Origin of the sequence: Thalassovita mediterranea (genome assembly GCA_019448215.1) — a bacterium.
Lineage (GTDB): Bacteria > Pseudomonadota > Alphaproteobacteria > Caulobacterales > Hyphomonadaceae > Henriciella.
In genome coordinates this window covers 652,391-673,764 of record CP080408.1, presented here as the reverse complement: position 1 = coordinate 673,764, position 21,374 = coordinate 652,391, and the positions used below count along the sequence as shown (strand labels likewise).

10 protein-coding genes are annotated in these 21,374 nt (G+C 61.3%); 7 read left to right on the top strand and 3 right to left on the bottom strand.

The features are described from left to right. Positions 1 to 3 precede the first annotated feature (3 nt). The 7 genes from KUV46_03220 (at position 4) to hemN (ending at position 6,811) form a co-directional block, all read left to right on the top strand. Positions 4 to 165: a cbb3-type cytochrome c oxidase subunit 3 gene (locus KUV46_03220; protein ID QYJ01414.1), complete on the top strand. Its 162-nt coding sequence runs from the start codon at positions 4 to 6 to the stop codon at positions 163 to 165. After that, positions 158 to 1,042, top strand: coding sequence for a cytochrome-c oxidase, cbb3-type subunit III (ccoP, locus tag KUV46_03215; protein ID QYJ01413.1), 885 nt, complete (start codon positions 158 to 160; stop codon positions 1,040 to 1,042). Before KUV46_03220 ends, ccoP begins: the two co-directional genes overlap by 8 nt. Positions 1,043 to 1,053: 11 nt before the next feature. Continuing rightward, positions 1,054 to 2,511, top strand: a complete 1,458-nt coding sequence (gene ccoG, locus KUV46_03210) for a cytochrome c oxidase accessory protein CcoG (protein QYJ01412.1) — start codon at positions 1,054 to 1,056, stop codon at positions 2,509 to 2,511. A gap of 3 nt (positions 2,512 to 2,514) precedes the next feature. After that, entirely contained in the window at positions 2,515 to 3,021 is a 507-nt protein-coding gene (locus KUV46_03205) for a FixH family protein (protein ID QYJ01411.1), read from the top strand. Then, the gene (locus KUV46_03200) at positions 3,018 to 5,228 is read left to right on the top strand and encodes a heavy metal translocating P-type ATPase (GenBank protein QYJ01410.1); all 2,211 of its coding nucleotides are present in this window, start codon (positions 3,018 to 3,020) and stop codon (positions 5,226 to 5,228) included. The genes KUV46_03205 and KUV46_03200 overlap by 4 nt, the downstream gene beginning before the upstream one ends. Position 5,229: 1 nt before the next feature. Further along, entirely contained in the window at positions 5,230 to 5,394 is a 165-nt protein-coding gene (ccoS, locus tag KUV46_03195; GenBank protein QYJ01409.1) for a cbb3-type cytochrome oxidase assembly protein CcoS, read from the top strand. Positions 5,395 to 5,464: 70 nt separating this feature from the next. After that, positions 5,465 to 6,811, top strand: coding sequence for an oxygen-independent coproporphyrinogen III oxidase (hemN, locus tag KUV46_03190; GenBank protein QYJ01408.1), 1,347 nt, complete (start codon positions 5,465 to 5,467; stop codon positions 6,809 to 6,811). 29 nt (positions 6,812 to 6,840) lie between these two features. Here the strand turns inward: hemN and KUV46_03185 are convergent, their stop codons facing one another. The 3 genes from KUV46_03185 to KUV46_03175 form a co-directional block, all read right to left on the bottom strand. Further along, positions 6,841 to 7,986, bottom strand: coding sequence for an acyl-CoA dehydrogenase family protein (locus KUV46_03185; protein ID QYJ01407.1), 1,146 nt, complete (start codon positions 7,984 to 7,986; stop codon positions 6,841 to 6,843). Between the two features lie 187 nt (positions 7,987 to 8,173). After that, positions 8,174 to 14,056, bottom strand: a complete 5,883-nt coding sequence (locus KUV46_03180; protein ID QYJ01406.1) for an autotransporter domain-containing protein — start codon at positions 14,054 to 14,056, stop codon at positions 8,174 to 8,176. Positions 14,057 to 14,318: 262 nt separating this feature from the next. Continuing rightward, positions 14,319 to 21,080, bottom strand: a complete 6,762-nt coding sequence (locus tag KUV46_03175; GenBank protein QYJ01405.1) for an autotransporter domain-containing protein — start codon at positions 21,078 to 21,080, stop codon at positions 14,319 to 14,321. Between the last annotated feature and the right edge of the window lie 294 nt (positions 21,081 to 21,374).

Below are 21,374 nucleotides of genomic sequence, written 5' to 3'. Positions count from 1 at the left end.
GACATGTACGAACGACTGTCCAGCTTCGCCCAGACCGGCGGCCTGATCTACTTCGTGGCGATTTTCGCCGCCGTTCTGGCCTACGCGCTCTGGCCCAAAAACCAGAAGAAATTCGACAAGGCGGCAAGCCTTCCACTTTCAGACCGGGAGCCGGGAGATGAGTGAACACCACAAGGATATCGACCAACCAACCGGCGTAGAGACCACGGGCCACGAATGGGATGGCATCAAGGAGCTGAACAACCCGCTCCCCCGCTGGTGGCTCTATATCTGGTACGGCACCATCGCCTTCTCGATTGGCTATATGGTCGTCATGCCAGCCATTCCGGCCCTGCCGGGTCTTGGCACCAATACGCGTGGCCTTGCAGGCCAATCTGACCGGATCGCGGTGGCTGAGCAGGTTGAAAGCCTGCGGTCGCAGCGTAGCGCATCTGGCGCAGCCCTACTGACGGCGAGCCTCGAAGAAATCGAGACGGACCGTGAGCTGCAGCAGTTTGCAATGGCATCTGGCGAGAGCGCCTTTGGGGACAATTGCGCCACCTGTCACGGCGCGGGCGGCCGGGGCGCGAAGGGCTATCCGACGCTCGCCGACGATGCCTGGCTCTGGTCGGGTACGCTTGAGGGCATCCAGTACACGCTTCAGCACGGCATTCGGCATGAAGAAGACCCGGAAACGCGGTTCTCCCTTATGCCAGCCTTCGGCCGCGACCGGCTTCTGGAGCGTCAGCAGATCGACGATGTCGTCAATCATGTCCTGTCGCTATCTGGCCGCGAGGTGGATGAGGCAGCGAGCAATCGCGGCGCCGATATCTATGCTGCACAATGTGCGTCCTGCCACGGCGACAACGGGACCGGCGACCGCACTGTCGGTGCACCAAACCTGACGGACGATATCTGGGTGTTCGGCGGCGAATACCGCGATGTCTACAACACCGTCTACAACGCCCGCAATGCGCACATGCCTGCCTGGGGTGAGCGTCTCGACGAGGCCACGATCAAGTCGCTGGCGGTCTATGTCCACTCGCTTGGCGGCGGGGAGTAGGGGCAGAGCCGATGAGCCGCGTCACCCTCATAACGCCAAAGTCTCCGCCACCGGCCCCTCCGCCGCAGGATCTCTATGCCAAGCGCAAGCAGATCTATCCGAAGCTTGCCCATGGCAAGTTCCGGACGGTGAAATGGGTCGCCATGGCGGGGATGCTGGGCATCTATTACCTGGTGCCATGGCTGCGCTGGGACCGCGGGGCAGGGGTTCCTGACCAGGCGGTGCTGGCGGACTTTGCGGGTGAGCGGTTCTTCTTCTTCGGGATCGAGATCTGGCCGCAGGAGGCCTATTATCTCGCAGGCCTGATGATCCTTGCCGCGCTTGGCCTGTTCCTCGTGACATCGCTGTTCGGGCGGGTCTGGTGCGGCTATGCCTGCCCACAGACGGTGTGGACCGACCTCTATATCTGGGTTGAACGGGCGTTTGAGGGGGACCGGGCGGCGCGCATGCGGCTCGATGCCAAGCCGATGAGTTTCGACAAGGCCTGGCGGAAGGTTGGCAAGCATGCGGTCTGGCTGCTGATCGCCTTTGTGACGGGCGGCGCGTTCATTCTCTACTTCCATGATGCCCAGATGATCGCGCAGACCTTCTTTATCGGCGAGGCGCCGCTCTCGGCCTACTGGTTTGCGGCCATCCTGACGGGGACGACCTATGCGCTTGCCGGGACCATGCGTGAGCAGGTCTGCACCTATCTATGCCCGTGGCCACGCATCCAGGCCGCACTGACCGATGAGCACGCCCTCAATGTCACCTATCGCTATGACCGGGGGGAGCCGCGCGGCCCTCACCGCAAGGGTGAGAGCTGGGAAGGGCGCGGTGACTGTATTGACTGCAAGCAGTGCGTTCAGGTCTGCCCGATGGGGATCGATATCCGCGACGGCGCGCAGCTTGAGTGTATCCACTGCGCGCTGTGCATCGATGCCTGCGATGAGATGATGAAGAAGGTCGAGCGCCCGACCGGTCTCATTGCTTATGACACGGACATTGCCGTTGCGCGGCGCGCAGCGGGCATGCCGGCGCAGTACCGCCTGATCCGTGCGCGGACCGTGCTTTACGCGGCGCTGATGGTCGCCATTGCGGTGCTGATGGCCTGGGGGCTGCTCAATCGAGGCACATTTGAGGTCAACGTACTGAAGGACCGTTCGCCGCCTTATGTGCGCCTGTCTGACGGCGACGTCCGCAACGGCTATACGCTAAAGCTGGTCAACAAGTCCGGCGAGGCGCGCGAAATGAGCCTTGAAGCCAATGGCATTGATGGGCTTGAGCTGGAAGTGATCGGTCTCGAAGCCACTGAGGCAGGCCGTATCTTCCTGCCAGTCGCAGCCCATGGTGTGGACCGCTACCGCATCTTCGTGACCGTGCCGCAGGAAACCGCAGGCGGGCGCGACCACTTCACCCTTCTTCTTCAGGACACAGCCACAGGCGAGCTCCATGGAAACCGCACGAGTTTCATGGCGCCGGGAGACTAGATCATGACCACCGCAACGCTCATCGACGCCCCGCGTGAACGCCAGCTCAAGGGCTGGCACGTTCTCCTGATCATGCTCGCCTTCTTCGGCGTCATGTTCACGGTGAACGGTTTCTTTCTCTATTCGGCGATCACCAGCTTCCCCGGTGAGGATGTCGAGAAGTCCTATCTTCAGGGCCTCAACTATAACCAGACGCTCGAAGCGCGCCGTGCGCAGGCAGAGCTTGGCTGGACGGTGCGGGCAGGCCTGTCGGGGCTGGAAGCTGTTGCTGTGCAGGTCGCAGATGCAGACGGCGCGCCTGTCGGCGGCCTTAGCGTTGAGGCGAAGCTGCGCCGGCTTACGACGGGCGCGCAGGATGTGACCGTCGCGCTGGCTGCTGCTGGCACGCCCGGCCTCTACCGCGCCGACCTGCCAGAGCTTGAGAGCGGTCAGTGGGAGATGATCGTCACCGCTACGGATATGTCCGGCGACGTCACAATCGAAGCGCGCAAGGATGTGAGGGTGCCGTGACCACTGCAGGTAATCCCTCTGCAGGCTGCCCCAGCGGGCTCGCACCCGCTGAACAGGCGCATGCGAGCGACATCAGCGCGTTCGTCCGCCGCTTGCCTGAGGGCAACACACTCCAGCTGACCGTGCGCGGCGCAAAATGCGCTGGCTGCCTCTCCAAGATCGAGAAGAGCGTGCAGGCCCTTCCCGGGGTGACGCAGGCGCGCCTCAACCTCTCCAATGGTCGGTTTGATGTACGCTGGCGCGGTGACCTCTCGGCAAACGACGTCGCAGGAACGGTGTCCGCGCTTGGGTATGGTGTCGCCCCCTTCGCGCCCGACGCGGCAGACAGCGCGGCCAAGAGCGAGGAGCGCAAGCTGCTTATCGCCATGGCTGTCGCAGCTTTCGCGGCAGCGAATGTCATGCTGCTCTCTGTTTCGATCTGGTCTGGTCATGGAGAGATGGGTGAGACGACCCGGCGGGTCATGCATGCGATCTCTGGCGCCATTGCCCTTCCGGCCGCGCTCTTTTCGGGCCGTATCTTCTTCCAGTCAGCCTGGTCAGTGCTTCGCCGCGGCCATGCCAATATGGATGTGCCGATTTCGCTCGCCGTGCTGCTCGCCCTTGGCGTGAGTGTCACCGAGACAATCCGGGGCGGCGAGCATGCCTATTTCGATGCCGCTGTCATGCTGCTCTTCTTCCTTCTCATCGGCCGCTTCCTCGATGCGCGCCTCCGCAGACGGACCCATGCCGCCGCGCACGATCTGGCGGCCCTGCAGGCGCGTACCGTGACCCGTCTGGAAGGCACTGAAGCGCGCTCTGTACGTGCCGATGAAATCATCGCCGGCGATATCGTGCTGGTTGCGCCGGGCGAGCGCCTGACCGTCGATATCGATGTGCTGGACGGTGTCAGCGAGGCTGATGAGAGCCTCGTCAGCGGTGAGAGCCTGCCGCGTGCCATTGCGCCCGGAGCGCGGCTCTTTGCGGGCTCAATCAATCTGACGCAGCCCCTGCGCGGGCGCGCGATCTCAGCCGCAAGCGATTCTCTGCTCGCCGATATCGCACGTATGCTTGAGGCGGGTGAGCAGCGTCGCTCCAAGTATCGCCGCATCGCAGACAAGGCGGTCTCGCTCTATATTCCGCTGGTTCACACTACCGCTGCGCTAACCCTGATTGGCTGGCTTCTGGCTGGGGCAGGGGTGCGTGAAGCGATCATGATCGCTGTCTCGACGCTGATCATTACCTGTCCTTGCGCGCTCGCGCTGGCCGCGCCTGTCGTGCAGGTGGTCGCCGCCGGTCGCCTGTTCCGTAAAGGTGTCTTCCTTCGCTCCGGCGATGCGCTTGAGCGGATTGCAGAGTGTGATCACGTCGTCTTCGACAAGACGGGCACGCTGACCCTCGGAGAGCCTGAGCTTGTCCGCAGTTCCAACGATGAGGACATCTTCCAGCGCGCCGCACGTCTTGCGCGCGCGTCCCGCCATCCGCTGTCACGCGCGCTCGTCGCCGCGGCTGGCGCAGGCAGCGTCGCTGCCCATGTGAAGGAGCATCCGGGCCTTGGTCTCGAGGCTGAGATTGATGGCGTTCGCTGCCGTCTCGGCTCTGCCGAATGGGTTGGCGAGGAAGCCTCTGCTGCCACTACCAGCCTTCAGCTCTGGTATGTCGAGGGCAATGCGGCCCCTCATCGCTTCCTGTTCGAGGATGCGCTGCGCCCCGGCGCGGGCGATGTCGTCGAAACGCTGCGTCGCCGCGGCATCAGTGTCGAGATCCTGTCGGGCGATCGCCCAGATGCGGTTGCCACGATTGCATCGGCGCTGTCGGTGACCAACTGGCGCGCGGGCGCAAGCCCGGCCGACAAGGTTGCGCGACTGGAAGAGCTGCGCGCGGAAGGACGCAAGGTTCTGATGATCGGCGACGGCCTCAATGACGCTGCCTCGCTTTCGCTGGCGCATGCTTCGCTCGCGCCGGGCGGCGCCATGGATGTCAGCCAGTCTGCGAGTGATGGTGTCTATACGGGAGCGGGCCTCGGCGCGATCCTGACCATGATCGACGCGTCGAGCCTTGCCCGCCGCCGGATGGTGCAGAACTTCTCACTGGCTGCGGTCTATAACTTCATCGCGGTGCCGATTGCGGTTGCAGGCTTTGCGACACCACTTGTCGCGGCGATCGCCATGTCGGGGTCGTCCATTATTGTGACGCTGAATGCGCTTCGGCCCGGCTGGAAGAGGTCCTGATATGGAAATGCTCGCCTTTCTTATTCCCGTTGCTCTGATGCTGGGTCTGGTTGGCCTCGTCAGCTTCATCTGGGCGGTGCGCGAAGGCCAGTTCGATGACCCGGACGGCGCCGCAGCCCGCATCCTGATCGATGAGGATCACCCCGCCGAACAGGCCTGTAAGTAGGTCTACCTAAAGACCCTCAACCGCTCCGCAGCTAGTTTTCTGCCAAGACCGAAGCAAGGGATTGGCAGGCATGAGAGACGACTGGATCGAGTTCGCTGGCGCGCAGGTGCCCCGCTATACAAGCTATCCGACCGCGGTTGATTTCGACGCATCCGTGACTGCTGAAACGGTGAAGTCATGGCTGTCTGCAATCGAGGAAGGCGAAGGTCTCTCCGTCTATGTTCATATCCCGTTCTGCCGGAAGCTCTGCTGGTATTGCGGCTGCGCGACCTCTGTCCCCAACGGCTATGACCGGATCGCTTCCTATTTCGACGTCCTTCTGAAAGAGGTCGATCTCTGGTCCGAGCAGATCGGTGAGGGCGAGGTCCGCCATCTTCATTTTGGCGGCGGCACACCGAACGCGCTGTCGCCAGACGATTTCCGGCGCCTCACTCGGCATATCCGTTCACGGTTCCGGGTTGCAGCAGATGCAGAGCTCTCAGTTGAGCTCGACCCCCGCGTCCTGAGTGACGGGATGATCGAGGCGATGGCCGATAGCGGTGTGACGCGTGCCAGCCTCGGCGTTCAGACGCTGAGCCTGCCTGTCCAGAAGGCCATCAACCGGATCCAGCCGCGCTCGATGATCACCCGGCATATCGCATCGCTTCGACGGGTCGGCATCCGGGCGCTGAATGCTGACCTCATGTATGGCTTGCCGCTTCAGACCGAAGCCGATGTTGCGGAAGCGGCCGACTATTGCGCTGAGACGGGTATCAACCGCATCTCAGTCTTCGGCTATGCGCACGTGCCTTGGTTCGCCAAGCACCAGCGCGCCATCGCCGAGGCGGACCTTCCGGGTCTCGCCCAGCGTATGCGTCAGGCTGAGGTCGCCGAACGCATCTTCGAAAAGGCAGGCTATGCGAGTATCGGTTTTGACCACTACGCCTTGCCGACCGACAGTCTTGCCATCGCGGCTGCCAATGGACGGCTGCGGCGCAATTTCCAGGGCTATACGGACGATCAGAGCCGCTACCTCATCGGTATCGGGCAGACGGCGATCTCAGGCTTCCCGCAAGGCTATGCCCAGGGCCAGAAGGGCCTTCTGGAATGGCGCAATAGCGTGCTGGACGGCGAGCTGCCTATCGCTCGCGGCATTGCGAAGACGGGCAAGGATGAGATGCGGGCCTATGCGATCGAGCGTCTGCTCTGTGATCTGAAAGTCGATCTGGGCGATGTGCTGCATCGCTTCGGCTATGACCGCCATGAGTTCGACGCTGCGCTAGCGCGGATGCGTCAGCTTGAGGCGCATGACCTGTGCGTCATCGATGGTCTGAAAGTCAGCGTGCCTGAGACCGCGCGCCTCCTTATCCGCAATGTGGCGGCCGCGCTCGACCCGCGCCTCGTCCAGGCTGCGAAGCGCCACGCCATAGCTGGTTAGGCGCTCAGCGGCTTTTCAGTTTCCGGGATTCAGGGGCAGCCGATTGCCCGGGCGAGGCTGTTGCGGTGAATTTCGCTCGTGCCGGAATAGATCGTCGCGGCGCGGGTAAAGAAGTATTTCGCAAGCGCCTTTTCATCGTGCGGCGCAGCCTCCAGCGCCACTTCGGTGATTTTCTGATGCAGCTCGCTGGCGCGTAGTTTCATCATCGCTGAACGGGAAGCGTCGTTAAGTTCCGCGTGCTCTTTTGAGAGCCTCGCCTCCAGAGCCTCGAATCCGGTTATATCTGCCTCGAGCAGGTCCAGACGGCGCTTGAGGTCAGGGTCTTTCTCTGCCGCTGCCACGAACCGCGATGCGGCGCGCCATGCCTGTCTCAGCGTTCCTGTGGTCGTGTTATTCGAGCGGGCGATCTTCATCAGGACGCGCGCGATGCGCCAGCCATCGCCGGCCTTGCCGAGCGCGCTACTTGCAGGCGCCTTCACATTGTCGAAGTGGACTTCGCAGATCTCTTCGGAGCCGTCGATACAGCGGATCGGGCGGACCTCGATACCGGGGAGCGACATGTCCAGCAGGAGGAAGACGAGCCCGTCGCGGCCGCTTGAGCCCGGCTCGCTGCGGGCCAGCATATACATATGCGTCGCCATCTGGGCGAAGCTCGTCCAGAGCTTGGTGCCATTCAGCAGGAAGTGGTCACCAGTCAGCTCTGCTTTCATGGAGAGGGCAGGGAGGTCTGACCCCGCTCCGGCCTCGGAGAAGCCCTGACACCATTCATGTTCGCCGGTCAGGATGCGCGGCAGGTAGTGGGCCTTTTGGGCGGGGGTGCCTTCCTGCATCAGGAGAGGGCCGATGGTGCGGATTCCGGACGACATGATGAGGGGCGCGTCATTGGCGGCGCAAGCCTGCTCAAAGTAGAGCCGCTCCGCCGTCGACCAGCCCGCGCCGCCATGCATCTTTGGCCAGCTTGGCGCGAGCCATCCCTTGTCTAAGAGCTTCTGGCGCCATTCCTTGCAGGCCCATGAGGGTGATTTGAGTCCGGTCGTCGCGCGTCCGGCGTCTCTCAGCTCTGGCGTCAGTTCCTCTGCCAGAAAGCGGTCTACCTCACGCCGGAAACCTTCCGTTGCGCCGCGATCTGTATCGGTCGCTGTCTGGCTAAACTGCGAAGAAAATGATCCATCCATGGGCAAGGGCCCTCACGTTTCAGCGTGGGCCTAGCAGACGCGTCATGAGGGCAATCGCCAATGAGGAACACTACCTAGCGCGGCGTCAGGCGCACCTGCGGCTGGGTTTGCCGTATGTCGGCTCCAACGGAAAAGGCCCCCTCCCGGTCTTGGGAGAGGGCCTGATCTAGTGGCGACTTTGAAAGGCTCAGAAAGCGACGGCGACGCGAGCGTTTAGGCTTTGCTGTTTTGTTCCGTCGCCAAATTGCCCCTGATAGCCGAGGCCCAATGTCGCCGTGGATGAGATATCCAGATCGAGACCTGCCTCGATGACCGCTGCATCGCGCGCCGCGGTGACACCTTGAACCGTGAAAGCAACGCTGTTCGCGAACCTGTTGGTCGAGAAAGTATCCAGGTCGCCATGGGCACGCTGCCACCCGGCGGAGGCGTGGAATCTGCCCGTCATATTCGAGAGACTGAAGGCAGAGGAGGAAAGCCGTGCGCCGAGCGTGGTGAGCGTCGTGTCAACCGTGTCGCCTTCCACGGTAAGTGCACTTGGCCCGCCATTTTCGGTGAAGCCGTCCGTTTCGATATTGACGTAGGCGACATTCGCGAAAGGCTCGATTTCGATGCCTCCCGTCGCAAAGCTGTAGCCGATCTCACCAAAGGCCTGCGCCGTCCGTGCGTCCATACTGCCCTTTGTGCGATCGATCAGGTTTGCGCTGACGATGCGGCGTGAAACCTCGCTGTCATGCCAAGTGTAGGCTGCGCCTGTGCGAAGTGACAAAGCCCCCCAATTCTTGCCGCCATAGACGCCAAGATGGACATTGTTGCTCTCACCCGATGACGCGCGCGATTCGACATCGTGACCTGACTGGCTGAAGCCGCCCATGACACCTGCACGCAAACCATTCGAGAATGTCCGGTCAGCCCCAAAGAGGATCCCTGCCTCATCAGTGTCCAGCGATACGATGGCGCCCTCTCCATCGACGCTGCCCCATCCACCGAACAGACTTGTCCAGACGGTACCCGTTTGATCGGCCGCATTGTCATCGGCCTGCTGGCGCAAGCGATAGTTGATCGCGTCCCGCGAGCGGCGGCTCTGATTGATGAAGGCCGCCTGGCGCGAGGCGTAGACTTCTCCCGAAAGAAGATCATACGAAGCCCGTGCCGTTGCAGCGTCCTGCACGATGACGGCGCCGAAGAGCGGGTCACCTAGATCAAGACTTGCAAGACTGCTCGCGACTGCGAGCTGGCTTGCCGTCTGGGCGACGTCCGTCAGCGCGACGCCGTTCCTGGTGAGCGTCAGCGCGACTGAGTTGGCGTCATAGCCGAGAGAGGCATCAAGGAAGGCGAAGTCGGAGCTGACGCTGCCAAACGTTCCATTGATGCCGCCATCCGCGGTGAGGATTGTGTAGGTGCTGCTTGCTGCATAAAGGCCGTCAAGGCCGATGTGCTGGACTGATGCACCGCTATCAATAGTGGCCGTGCCGGAGATCGCGATCAGGTCGCTTGCAGAGCCCGCCGGGTCCACTTCGACTTCATAGACAGACCCAGCGTCAAAGCTTGCATCGCCCGCGACGGTCAGCGTTCCAATTGAATTGCCAGGCGCGATGGTGCCGCTGACAGCCAGGCTGCCAACCGATCCGCTTCCTCCAAGCGCGCCATTTTCACCGATAGTGATGTCGCCGCCTAGTCCGGGCGTGGTTGCATCGCCGCCATTGATGATAAGCGTGCCCTCGGAGATCAGCGTGTTGCCGGAGAACGGATGGAGGCCGTTCAATGTAACAGCACCGCTGCCCGTTTTCTCAAGGGAGCCGTCTCCTGACAGCGTGCCATTGAAGTCACCGTCATCATCCTGATCAAAGATCAGCGCGCTTGCATTCGAGATGTCGCCGAACAGGGAGTCGGTATCGCCGATCAATGTGCCTGCCAGTATCTGCGTGCCGCCCGTATGCGTATTTGTCCCGCTGAGGCGCAGGCGCGCATTCCCCTGCTTGATCAGAATGCCAGAGCCGGAAAGATCGCCGCCATACTCGTTATCGATGCCCTGATCGAAGATCAGTACGCTGTCATTGACGATAGGGCCGACCAGTCTGCTGGAGTCGACGATGAGTGTGCCTTCGCGAATTTCCGTTACGCCTGTGTAGGTATTGAACCCGCTCAGCCGCAGACGACCGTCGCCAATCTTGATGAGACCGGCTTCACCCTCGACGCTATTGGTAAATCCAAGTTCAGTCCCGTTGGCCACATCGACAATGCTGTCGGCGGTCAGGATGACTTTCCGATCGGTGTCGAAGGACGCGGTGGTAAAGAGCCTACCGCCAGCGAGCACCAGTTCGCTCGCTACGTCGCCAAGTTGGCGATCCTCGGTTATCAGCAGGGCACCTGCTTCGATAATCGTTCCGCCTGTATGTGTGTTGTTGCCTAGCAGGCTGAGCACGCCATCGCCGCGTTTGATGAAGGTGCCGCTGCCCGAAATGCGACTTCCATATAGACCGCTGTCACTCTGGTCGAAGACGAGTTCACCCGAGTTTGCGACATCGCCCCGGATAGATGCTGAATTGCCAATCAGCGTGCCTTCGACAATTTCGTGGTTGAAGGACCCATTTGCGCCGCTCAGGCGCAGAGTACCACCGCCGAGTTTCCGGAACTGTCCTGAACCGGTCACCCGCCCTGAAAGGTGAAGCTCGGTGTCGGCAGCGACATCAACGCTGCCGCTCGTCGAGATTGACACAGTGCGCGCGCTTTCGAAGCTTTCCGTCGTTGCCAACGTGCCGCCGTAAAACCGTAGAAGTGCACTGCTGCTTCCGAGATTGGCGTCAGACGAGACCGAAATGGTTCCACCCTCAATGTCGGTTGAGCCGACGTAGGTGTTTTGGCCGGTGAGAATGAGGGTGCCCGCCTCTCTCTTTATCAGGCTCGCGGGTCCAGTGATACTCGACGAGATGGTTGCGGTCATATCTGGATCGCCGGATCCGTCGCCAACCCTGAATATGTTCTGGCCGTTCGAACCAGCAAGCCTTAGAGCGTCGCCCTGAACCAGGATGCCATCGCTGGCGAACTGCATGCCCGATGCAGAGATGTCGCCGTTCGAATTATCGACAGTGATCGTGATGTCCTGGCCCTGGAAGACGGCAAAACCGCCTTGCCATTCATCATTCGTATTCCCGTCAGGCCGGGTCCAATTTGTCTGGCCGAGGCTCCAGGTACCCGATCCTGTATCGATTGCGCCATTCGCTTCAGTCTGCGTCCCATCCCAGAACTGAACCGTGAGGACATCGGGGTCTGGACCCGGGGCGGCCGTGTCGACAACTAGATTGACGCGGTTGGCTAGCGCAGTCTGAACGATGACACTGTTTGTGCCGGCCGGCACCGAACCAACCTCCAGTCCATTGTCAGTGAGAGACCCGCCATAATCCATCAGGCGATACACGCCGGGACCGAATTGGCCTGCATCGGAGACATTCACCGTGCCATCAAGCGTCAGATCGCCAGATATGTCGAACAGGGCAGAGTCTGAAGGCGCGCCGAGGGCAACATCGACGTTCGAGCTCTCTGACAGTGTGAGGCTCCCCATTGAAAGGGTTTGGCCAGTGCCGCCTTCCAGCGTCGCGCCATCTTCGATGGTGATCAGTCCGCCGACGCTGCCCGAGCCCGAAAGACGGGCGCCTGTGCGGACATCGGCATCACCTTCTATGGAGCCATCAACGATCAGTGTCCCGTTCTCGACGGTTGTGCCGCCTGAATAGGTATGATCTGCAGTCAGACGGAGAGTGCCTGTGCCTTTTTGCGAGACACGTCCGCTTCCGAAGATTTGTCCATCAAAAGTTAGCGCGTCGCTTCGGTTGAAAACGAGAGAAGCGTTGTTTCGGACACTGCCAGTTATGGAGCCGCTTGTGCCGCCATCACCGATCTGAAGAGTGCCGCCGCTAATTGCTGTGCCTTCTGTGTAGGTATTCTCGCCTGTTAGTATTGTCGTGCCGGCACGCTGCCCAACTGACCCAGACCCGCTGATGTCGGCGGAGAGGACATAGTCGTCTTCAGTGTGGTTGAAACGGATTGCACTGAGGTCGCCACCCATGACCAGCGCGGCGGCGTCTATTGTACCGGCACCGACTGGGGCGCCTAAACTAGACCCGATATTAAGGTTACCGCGCGCAGAGCCGGACTCTGCATTACCAACCATGATCGTTCCAGCGCCATCGCCAGCGGAAATTGTTGCTCCGTCGCTGACTGTCAGACTGCTATCGCCTGCGCTTAAGAGTCCGCCAATCGTAAAATGGTTCGCAACAGAGAGAACAGAATTTGCGCCAGAGACTGTTGCGTCCCCTCTCGCATCAAAGCCCCCAATAGTGAGATTGGTCGTCTCAACGACACCGCCATCGGTGATATCGAGAGTCCCTCCTGCTTCGGCCCGTCCTATAGTGAGAGAAGATGTGGTTATCGAAGACCCAGCGCCGCTAACGACGACATGTCCACCTTCAACCACGTCGAAGCCACCGGCCGTGATTCCATTAGCGGTGACAGTACCACCATCAAGAACTTTAAGCGATGCGGAGCTGAGACTTATCGAATTCGCATTGTACGCAGCGCCGCTGCCGCTCACAGTCACACTGCCTCCGCGGCTGATATCTCCAGGAAACTCAGAGACGCCGATCTGGTCGAAGCCGGATGTGCTGATTAGCGTTCCATTTTTAATGACAACTTCGGCGCCATTGATGGACATACCCGACGTGGTTGTCAGTGTTGCATTGTCGATGACAACATCGCCGTCTGTGATGATGAAGCGGTCACTGAGTGTACTGGTCCCCGTCAGCGTGAGCGTGCCATCGTCTTCTTTTTCCAGCGTGCTGATATTTGACAGCCCATTGATCGTTGTGTCGCCATCTCCCTGGATGGTGAGGTTTTGGTCAGCACCATTCCCCGCCACACCCCCGGACAGTGTCAAGGATCCGTTGGAGGTTCTGATATCGGCCGAGCCACCAAGATTGATCACACCGGTAAAGGTGTTGTCGCCGGAGTCGCTTTGAAGAAGCGCTAACGCCGTGTTGTCACCGATGGAGTTGAGCGCCTGCTTGTCGATTGTGACGCCGCCCCGAAGTAGTAGCCTTGCGTCAGACGAAATATCGACACTGCCAGATGCGGCGCCAAGCGCATTATCGCTCTGAGCGATGAGAGTGCCGCCTGAGATTGAGGTATTGCCGGTATAGGTATTGTTACCCGTAAGAGTCAGTAAGCCCGTGCCGGACTTTAAGAGAGACCCTGATCCAGAAATCGTGTTCGAGAGCGTGTAGGTTGAATCTCGAGTTGATATGTCGAGCGTTCCATCGGTCCGGATGCCGCCCGAAATCACGCCGGTCCTTTCAATGAACAGCGAATTTGTACCGCCCGTAAAGTGGAGAGCGTATGCCGTTTCTGTGCCTGCGCCGTTGGAACCGCCTGCCACTGTGCCAAAGAGTCTGAGGTCCAGATTTGCGCCTTCCAGTCCGGTGCCGCCAGCACCGCCACCACCTGCGCCGTCGCCATCAGCGCCGCCATCGCCGCCGTTAACTCTGGAACCGGCACCGATCGCCACGATTTTTTCGGACGTATCGGTGAAAAGGAGGCCCTTGCCGCCATCCCCGCCAAAGCCAGCGGACTGTCCACTTCCGCCATCGCCGCCATTCGCGCCACTTACAACAGCTGAGAGTGTGCCGAGGGAGCCGGAGCCAGTGACAACATAGCCATAGCCGCCAGCGCCGCCGCCCCCACCGCCGGAGGTGGCTCCGCCGTTTTCTCCATCGCCGCCGTTGTAGCCGGTAACGGATCCTGCGGGCAGGCCAGCTCCCACTCCACCATGTACGCCGCCATAGCCGCCCGCTGCGGGGCTTGCGCCTGCGCCAGCACCGCCATTTCCGCTCACCTCTCCGGCACCGCCGCCGCCGCCGCCCGATGTGCCAGACCCCGCCGTTCCATTATTGCCGCTGCCTGTGGCAACGCTTTGACCGCCCTCTCCGGCGTTGGTGCCACCTCCATTGCCACCCCTCTCTGCGTGGGCAAGCCCAACCGGAAGCGCCACTATGAGGGCCAACAGCGCTGTCGATTTCATCAACTGGCCTCTGACAGCTTTCGTGGAATGTTGGCTCATGGTCCCCTCCATCGAGAATTTCCGGCGAAGGGTAAGAGTTAACCCCGATGCGCACGGCCTAACGACATTCTGAAGAAAGACGGTCTATCAAGCAGAAATAGAATGCAAGCCAAATCCAGATCGGCGCGAGATGGCTTGTCCTCTCAATATTCGCAATGGTCATAATAAAAGGCCCCCTCCCGGTCTTGGGAGAGGGCCTGATCTAGTGGCGGCGTCGAAAGCCTCAGAAAGCGAAGGCGACGCGGGCGTTTACGCTTTGCTGGTTTGAGCCGTCGTCGAACTGGCCCTGATAGGTGATGGCGAGCTTCGCCGAACCCGACAGGTCGAAATCAAGGCCGGTTTCGACCACGCCTGTGTCGCGGGCCAGGGTTACGCCTTCGATCGTAAAGGCATCGCCGCCGCTGAGACGGTTAGTCGAGAAGCTGCGCACATCCCCAAACGCGTGCTGCCATCCGATCGAGCCATTCAGGCGGCCGGTCACGCCAGCCACTGCGAAAGGATATGACAGACGCGTCCCGAGCGTGGTGAGCGTGCTGTCTGCGGAACTGCCATTCACCGTGAGGGCGCTTGGTCCACCGACCTCGCTGACCCCATCGAGATCAATGTTGACGTAAGCGACGTTGAGGAAAGGCTCGATCTGAGCCATGCCGGTGCTCATGTCATAGGCGATTCCGCCATAGACCTGCGAGGTGGTGGCATCGGCGCCAGACCGTGCACGGTCGAACAGGTTCGCGCTTAGGATACGGCGGCTGGTCGAGATATCGTGCCACGTATAGTCAGCGCCGCCGCGCAGCGAGATCATGCCCCACGCCTTGCCGCCATACACGCCGAGGTGGACATTGTCGCTCTTGGCTGAGGAGGCGCGTTGGTCGACATCGTGGCCAGAATGGCTGACGCCGCCCATGATGCCCGTCTGCCAGCCTGACGCGAACGTCCGGTCGAGGCCGAACAGGACGCCGTCAGTGTGGTTGTCCATCGTCGCCGTGTTACCCTTTCCGTCAACGGTGCCCCAGCCGCCAAAGGCGTGGGCCCAGCCGGTGAAGCCCTGACCGTTCTCTGGCTGGGCAATCTGCGAACGCAGGCGCAGGCTCGCTGCGTCACGCGTGTGGCGGCTGTCATGGATAAGGGCGGTCTTGCGGGAGGCGTAAACCTCGCCCGACACCATGTCGTATGATGCGCGGGCCGACACCTCATTCTGGACGAGAATGGCGCCGTAGAGTGCATTTCCGAAACCGAGGCTCTCAACGCTGCCCGCTGCAGCGCGCTGGTTCATCGTCTGGGCGACGTCCGCCAGGTCGATGTCATTGCGCGTGAGGGTCAGCGCGACCGAATTGGCATCATAGCCGAGCGCCGCGTCGAGGAAGGCAAAGTCGGTATCGACGCTGCCGAAAGTGCCGTTGACCCCGCCATCAGCGGTCAGGATCGTATAGGTGCTGGTCGGGGCGTAGACGCCATCGAGGCCGATATGGCGAACCGATGCGCCGCTATCGATATTGGCGCTGCCCGAGACGGCAATCAGATCGCTTGCGGTGCTGGTAGGGTCGACTTCCACTTCATAGACAGCCCCGGCGCCGAAGCTTGCATCGCCCGCTACGACTAGGGTGCCGATGGAGTTGCCCGGCTTGATCGTACCATTGACGTTGAGGCCGCCAACGGAGCCGCTGCCGCCCAGCACGCCATTTTCGCCGACGGTCACTGTTCCGCCAAGCCCGGCTTCATCCGCGCTGCCACCATTCACGACAAGCATGCCGTCAGAGATCAGCGTGTCGCCTGAGAAAGGGTGAAGTCGGTCCAGCGTGACCGTCCCGCTCCCGACCTTCTGGAGGGAACCGGAACCGGAAAGCGTGCCGTCGAAGGCGCCGTCTTCATCCTGATCGAAGATGAGGGTGGCCTCATTGGCGATCATGCCCGAAAGCGACGTGGTGTTGCCGATCAGCGTCCCTGCAAGGACCTGCGTGCCGCCAGCATAGCTGTTCGCTGCGCTGAGGCGCAGGCTGCCATCTCCGAGCTTGATGAGGGCGCCAGCGCCTTCAATGGCGCCGGTGAGGTCAAGTTCAGTGTCGCCGGCGACGTCAACATTGCCGTCGGCATTGAGGACGAATGTGCGGCCAGACTCGAAGCTCGCTGTCGTTGCCAGCGTGCCGCCGCTGAAGGTCAGCGCGCCTGCATCGGCACCGAGATTTTCATCGGCAGAGACCGAGAGAATGCCGCCCGCGATTTCCGTGCCACCTTCATAGGTGTTGGTGCCAGCAAGGCGCAGCGTGCCGTCGCCGCTCTTTGTAAGTTTGCCTGCGCCCGAAACTTCGCCGTTCAGGGCAAGCTCGGTGTCAGCTTCGGTGCTGACCTCGCTGTCGCTCTCGAGCACAACCTTGCGCTCGCTTGCGAACGAGCCGGTCGTGGCAAGGTTGCCGCCAGCGATAGTCAGCGTGCTGCTGGCGCCGCCAAGATTGTTGTCGGCTGAGATGGAGAGCGTTCCGGCCTGAAGGCGCGTGCCGCCAGTATAGGTGTTGGCGCCAGCGAGCGTCAGGATGCCGTCACCGCTTTTGACGAGGCTTCCGGTGCCGGAAATCCGGTTGGCGAATGTGCCTGCAGCATCCTGATTGAAGACCAGCTCACCCACATTGGCGATATCGCCGCGAATGGAGGTGGTGTTACCTATCAGCGTGCCTGCGTTGATTTCGGTGCCACCTGTATATGTGTTCGTGCCGGTCAGGCGCAGCGTGCCATTCCCACGCTTGATGAGACGGCCTCCGCCGCCCACCGTGCCGGTGAGGCCGAGTTCGGTGTCCGCCGCAACGTCTACACCGCCGCTGGCCTCCAGAAACACCGCCCTTGCACTGTCGAAGCTTGCTGTTGTGGCCAGCGTGCCGCCTGACATGGTCAGAGCGCCGGATGCAGCCCCGAGATTATTGTCGGACGATACCGAGAGAGTTCCTGACGCGATATCGGTGCCCCGGGTGTAGGTATTATCGCCCGAGAGAACGAGCGTGCCGAGGTCCGATTTGACGAGTTCGCTCGCGCCGGTGATCACTGACGAGACCGTCGCCGTCATCGCGGCACCCGCCGATGTGCCGTCGCCGACGCGGATGACTGTGCCGCCATTCGCGCCAGCGAGGGTCAGCGCGTCGCCCTGCACCGTCATGCCGGTATTGGCGAACTGCATGCCGCCAATGGATATGACGCCATTGGAATTGTCGATCTCGACGATCCCGGCAGGGCCCTGGAAGACAGCGAAGCCGCCGTCCCAGGCGTCGTTCGTGTCGCCGTCGGCACGTGTCCAGTTGGTCTGACCGAGGATCCAGGTGCCAGAGCCGCCATCGATCGCACGATTCGCACTGGTTTGTGAGCCATCCCAGAACTGGATGTAGGGCGCGGGGCTGGGGGCCGGGGTTGGATCTGGCGTTGGGTTCGGACCAGGGGGAGGTGGAGGAGGGGGCGGCGGCGGTGTCATCCCGCCAACGACCAGATTGACCTGATTGGCAAGCGCAGTCTGAACCACGACAGCGCTGCTGCCTGCCGGTGTTGAGCCGACTTCCAGTCCATTGTCCGTGAGGTTGCCGCCATAATTCATGAGGCGATAGACGCCGTCCCCATACCCGCCGCTATCGGTTGCGTTTACGGTGCCGTCGAGCGTGAGGTCGCCGGTCACGTCGAACAGGGCGGTCGTCGAAGGCGCACCGAGCGCGACGTCGATGACCGACCCGCTTGAAAGGGACAGAGCCCCCATCGACAGGCTTTCCTCGCTGCGGCCTTCCAGCGTGCCGCCATTCGCGATGGTGACGAGCCCGCCGACACTGCCATTGCCCGACAGGCGTGCACCTGTATCGACATTGGCGTCGCCAGCGATGGAGCCATCGATGACAAGCGCGCCGTCAGAGACGGTCGTGAGACCCGAATACGTGTTGGCATCCAGCAAGCGAAGTGTGCCTGCGCTCGTCTTGAAAACGCTGCCAGTTCCGGAGATAATGCCGTTATAGGTCAGGTCGTCGCTACGGCTGAAGACGAGCGAACTATTATTGACCACATCGCCGAGGATCGAGCCGGTGGTGCCACCATTGCCGATCTGAAGCGTACCGCTAGAAATGAGCGTGCCGCCAGCATAGGTGTTCTCGCCAGTCAGGATGGTTGTGCCGGCAATTTGGCGAAGTTGGCCTAGGCCGCCGACCTGCGAGGAGAGGACGTAGTCGCTATCGGTATGGTTCAATACGAGCGTGCTGCCGCTCGTGTCGAGCTGAAGCGCTGCTGCATCTACGATGCCCGCACCGACCGGCGCATCGCCTTCACTCGCCCCGATCTCAAGCGTTCCGTCGGTCAGAACATTGCCGACTAAAATTGAGCCAGTGCCGTTTCTGGCAGAGACCGTACCTCCCTCGCTAACGGTCAGGATGCCATCAGCGTTGCCGAAAATACCCCCCACACGAAAGTCGCCAGAAGATGACAGGCGCGAGTTCGCCCCTGTTACGCGAGCGGTTCCCGGTCCTTGCGTCCCACCAATGGAGATGAATCCTGCATCGACCGAACCGCCGTCGGTGACTTCCAGCGTTCCCTCGCCTTCTCCTCCGCCAGCATAGAAAAAGTCTGTTGTTACAGTTGAGCCGGCACCGCTGACACGCATGGCTCCGGTGGTGGCTGCATCATTTCCTCCAACGGTAATAATGTTCGCATCCACCGTACCGCCACCGACAACCTGCATTTCACCGTCATCACCCGCATTGGTGCCAACCTGTATCCGGTCTGCATTGTACAGACCATTTGCGCCGCGAACTGTCAGCAGCCCGCCGCGGATCAGGTCCGTGCCAGCGGCCCTGTTGACCGTCCCATTCTCGACCAGGATTTCACCGTCGAAAATACCGATGCCGGTATTCACCGTATTCGTGCCTGACAGGGTCAACGTCCCACCAAGGCGCTTTTCCAGAATGGTGATATCCGACAGCCCGTTGATGGTGGCATCGCCATCGCCCGTGACGTTGAGCTGTTGCGGCGTGCCATTGCCTGTAACGCCGCCAGCCAGCGTGATTGAGCCTGCATCGGAGGTAATGTTCGTCGTGCCGTCCAGGTTGACGGCGCCGTTGAAAGTATTGTCGCCAGACACGTTTCTGATGAGGCCGGCACCCGTGTTCGCGCCTGTTGCGTTGATTGCCTGCTTGGTGACCGTGACGCCGCCCTGGAATTCGAGCGTTCCATTGGCCGACACCTCAACTGTCCCGGTTGGTGAGCCGAGCGCGCCGTCGCTTTGAACGTTTAATGCGCCGGCTTGGATGAGAACCTCGTTCTGAATTGAGTTCGTGCCGCTCAGCGTCCACGTCCCTGCGCCATCCTTGATGAGGTCGACGATCTGCGAGCCGAGGTCACCGCTCACAATGCCATCTCCATCGCCGCCGAGTGCGAGATCGACGTTTACGGGGCTGCCACCGCCCAATTCACCATTGATATCACCCGCGAGGGTGAGTGTCCCCGCGTCTGAGTTAACGCGGGTGTCGGTATTGAGAACGAGGTCGCCAGTAATGGTGTTCTCGCCCGCAATATTGCGGATTGAGCCGGTATTCGCGATGCCGTCGCCAAATATGACAATCGAGTCCCCAGTCGTAATCCCTCCCTGTAGATGAAGGGCTGCGTCTGCAAGCACAACGGTCAGCCCAGAAGAGTCTCCAAGTGCTTGGTCGCTGCGGATGTTCACAACGCCCCCGCGAATGCTCAGCATGCCGAGGAAGGTATTGTCGCCGCTGAGGACAAGCGTGCCGTCCCCGGTCTTTGCGAAGCCCCGATCACCTGAAATGTTGCCCGAAAGCACAAATTCAGTTGAGGCGGCGACATTGATATCGTTGCCACCGGTGCCGAACAGGAGTGTTACGTCGCGTGCAGAAGCGAAGCTCGCTGTTGTTGCCAGCGTGCCACCACCCAAAGTCAGCGTGCCCGATGATGCGCCGAGATTGTTGTCGGCCGAGACTGAGAGCGTGCCGTCTGTAATCGTGGTGCCGCCAGAATAGGTGTTGGCTCCGCTTAGCGTTAGCGTGCCGGAGTCCGATTTGGAGATCGAGCCCGTGCCGGAAATGATGTTTGAAAGCGTGTAGGTCGCATCATCGTGGGCGATGTCCAGAGCGCCATTGGTGCGGATGCCGCCGGTGATCACCCCTGTAGATGCAATGGAGAGCGTGTTCGTGCCGCCAGTGAAGTTGAAGGCGTTCGCTGTTGCGGTCCCGATACCATTCGAGCCGCCTGCGACCGTGCCCGCGAGTGTTACATTGAGGTTGGAGCCTTCGAGACCGGTTCCACCTGAGCCGCCTGCGCCCCCATACGGGCCACCATTCGTCCCTCCATTGCCTCCGGTTACGGTTGTGCCAGTTGCGATTGTGAAAGTCGCGCCAGCCTCGTCGGCGAAAACGAGGCCTTTGCCCCCGTCGCCGCCCGTGCCGCCCGAAAACCCGTTCAAACCATCGCCGCCATTGCCGCCGCGGCCTCCGGCGGTGTCAACGGACAACGTTCCCAGACTTCCTGTCCCAGTGACAACATGACCATAGCCTCCAGCGCCCCCGCCGCCGCCATTCCCCGAGCGGCTGCCCCCCGCTCCGCCATTGCCGCCGTTTCCGCCCGTTACGCTGGTTGTCGCAAGACCGGGCCCGACGCTGCCGTGGGCCCCGCCCCCGCCGCCACCACCACCCGCAAATACGAGACCCGTTGAGTTTTGTCCGTCTTGACCGTCGGCGCCAGCCGTTTGTCCGCCTTGGCCTCCGTTTGCATCTTGTGAATTGCCGCCATTGCCACCAATTTCACCGGCCCCGCCGCCGCCCGCATCTGAGATGCCGCCGTTGTCTCTGCCAGCTTCGCCAGTGCCAAGCGTTACGCTTTGCCCACCCGGTCCGTTGGCTCCGCCATTACCTCCCTTCTCGGCATGGGCGAGCCCGGCAGGCATCACAGCCACCATGGCCGCAAGCGCGCTCGAAATCATAAGTCGGCCTTTGACGGCCTTGGTGGTGCGTACGGTCATTTCTGGTCCTCAGATGCTGGGGCGTATGCCGAAAACGGCAGAAACCGGTCGCGCAGATTGAGCAGACAGGGTTCACCCGGTGGTTCAGGCGGCTTTCGAGCGCAGGCACGCATTCGCTACCTGAGGTCGTCTCGCCGCCCGGGAAATGAACCGCAGGCGCACGCGACAGCAATGGCCAGTATTTGAATATGAAATATTTGTCGGGTGAATATCGAGCCGATAACGTACGAAAAAACGCCTCCAGCTGTATCTTGTATTGCGTATTGCTGGATTATGCATAGAGCAGGCACTAGA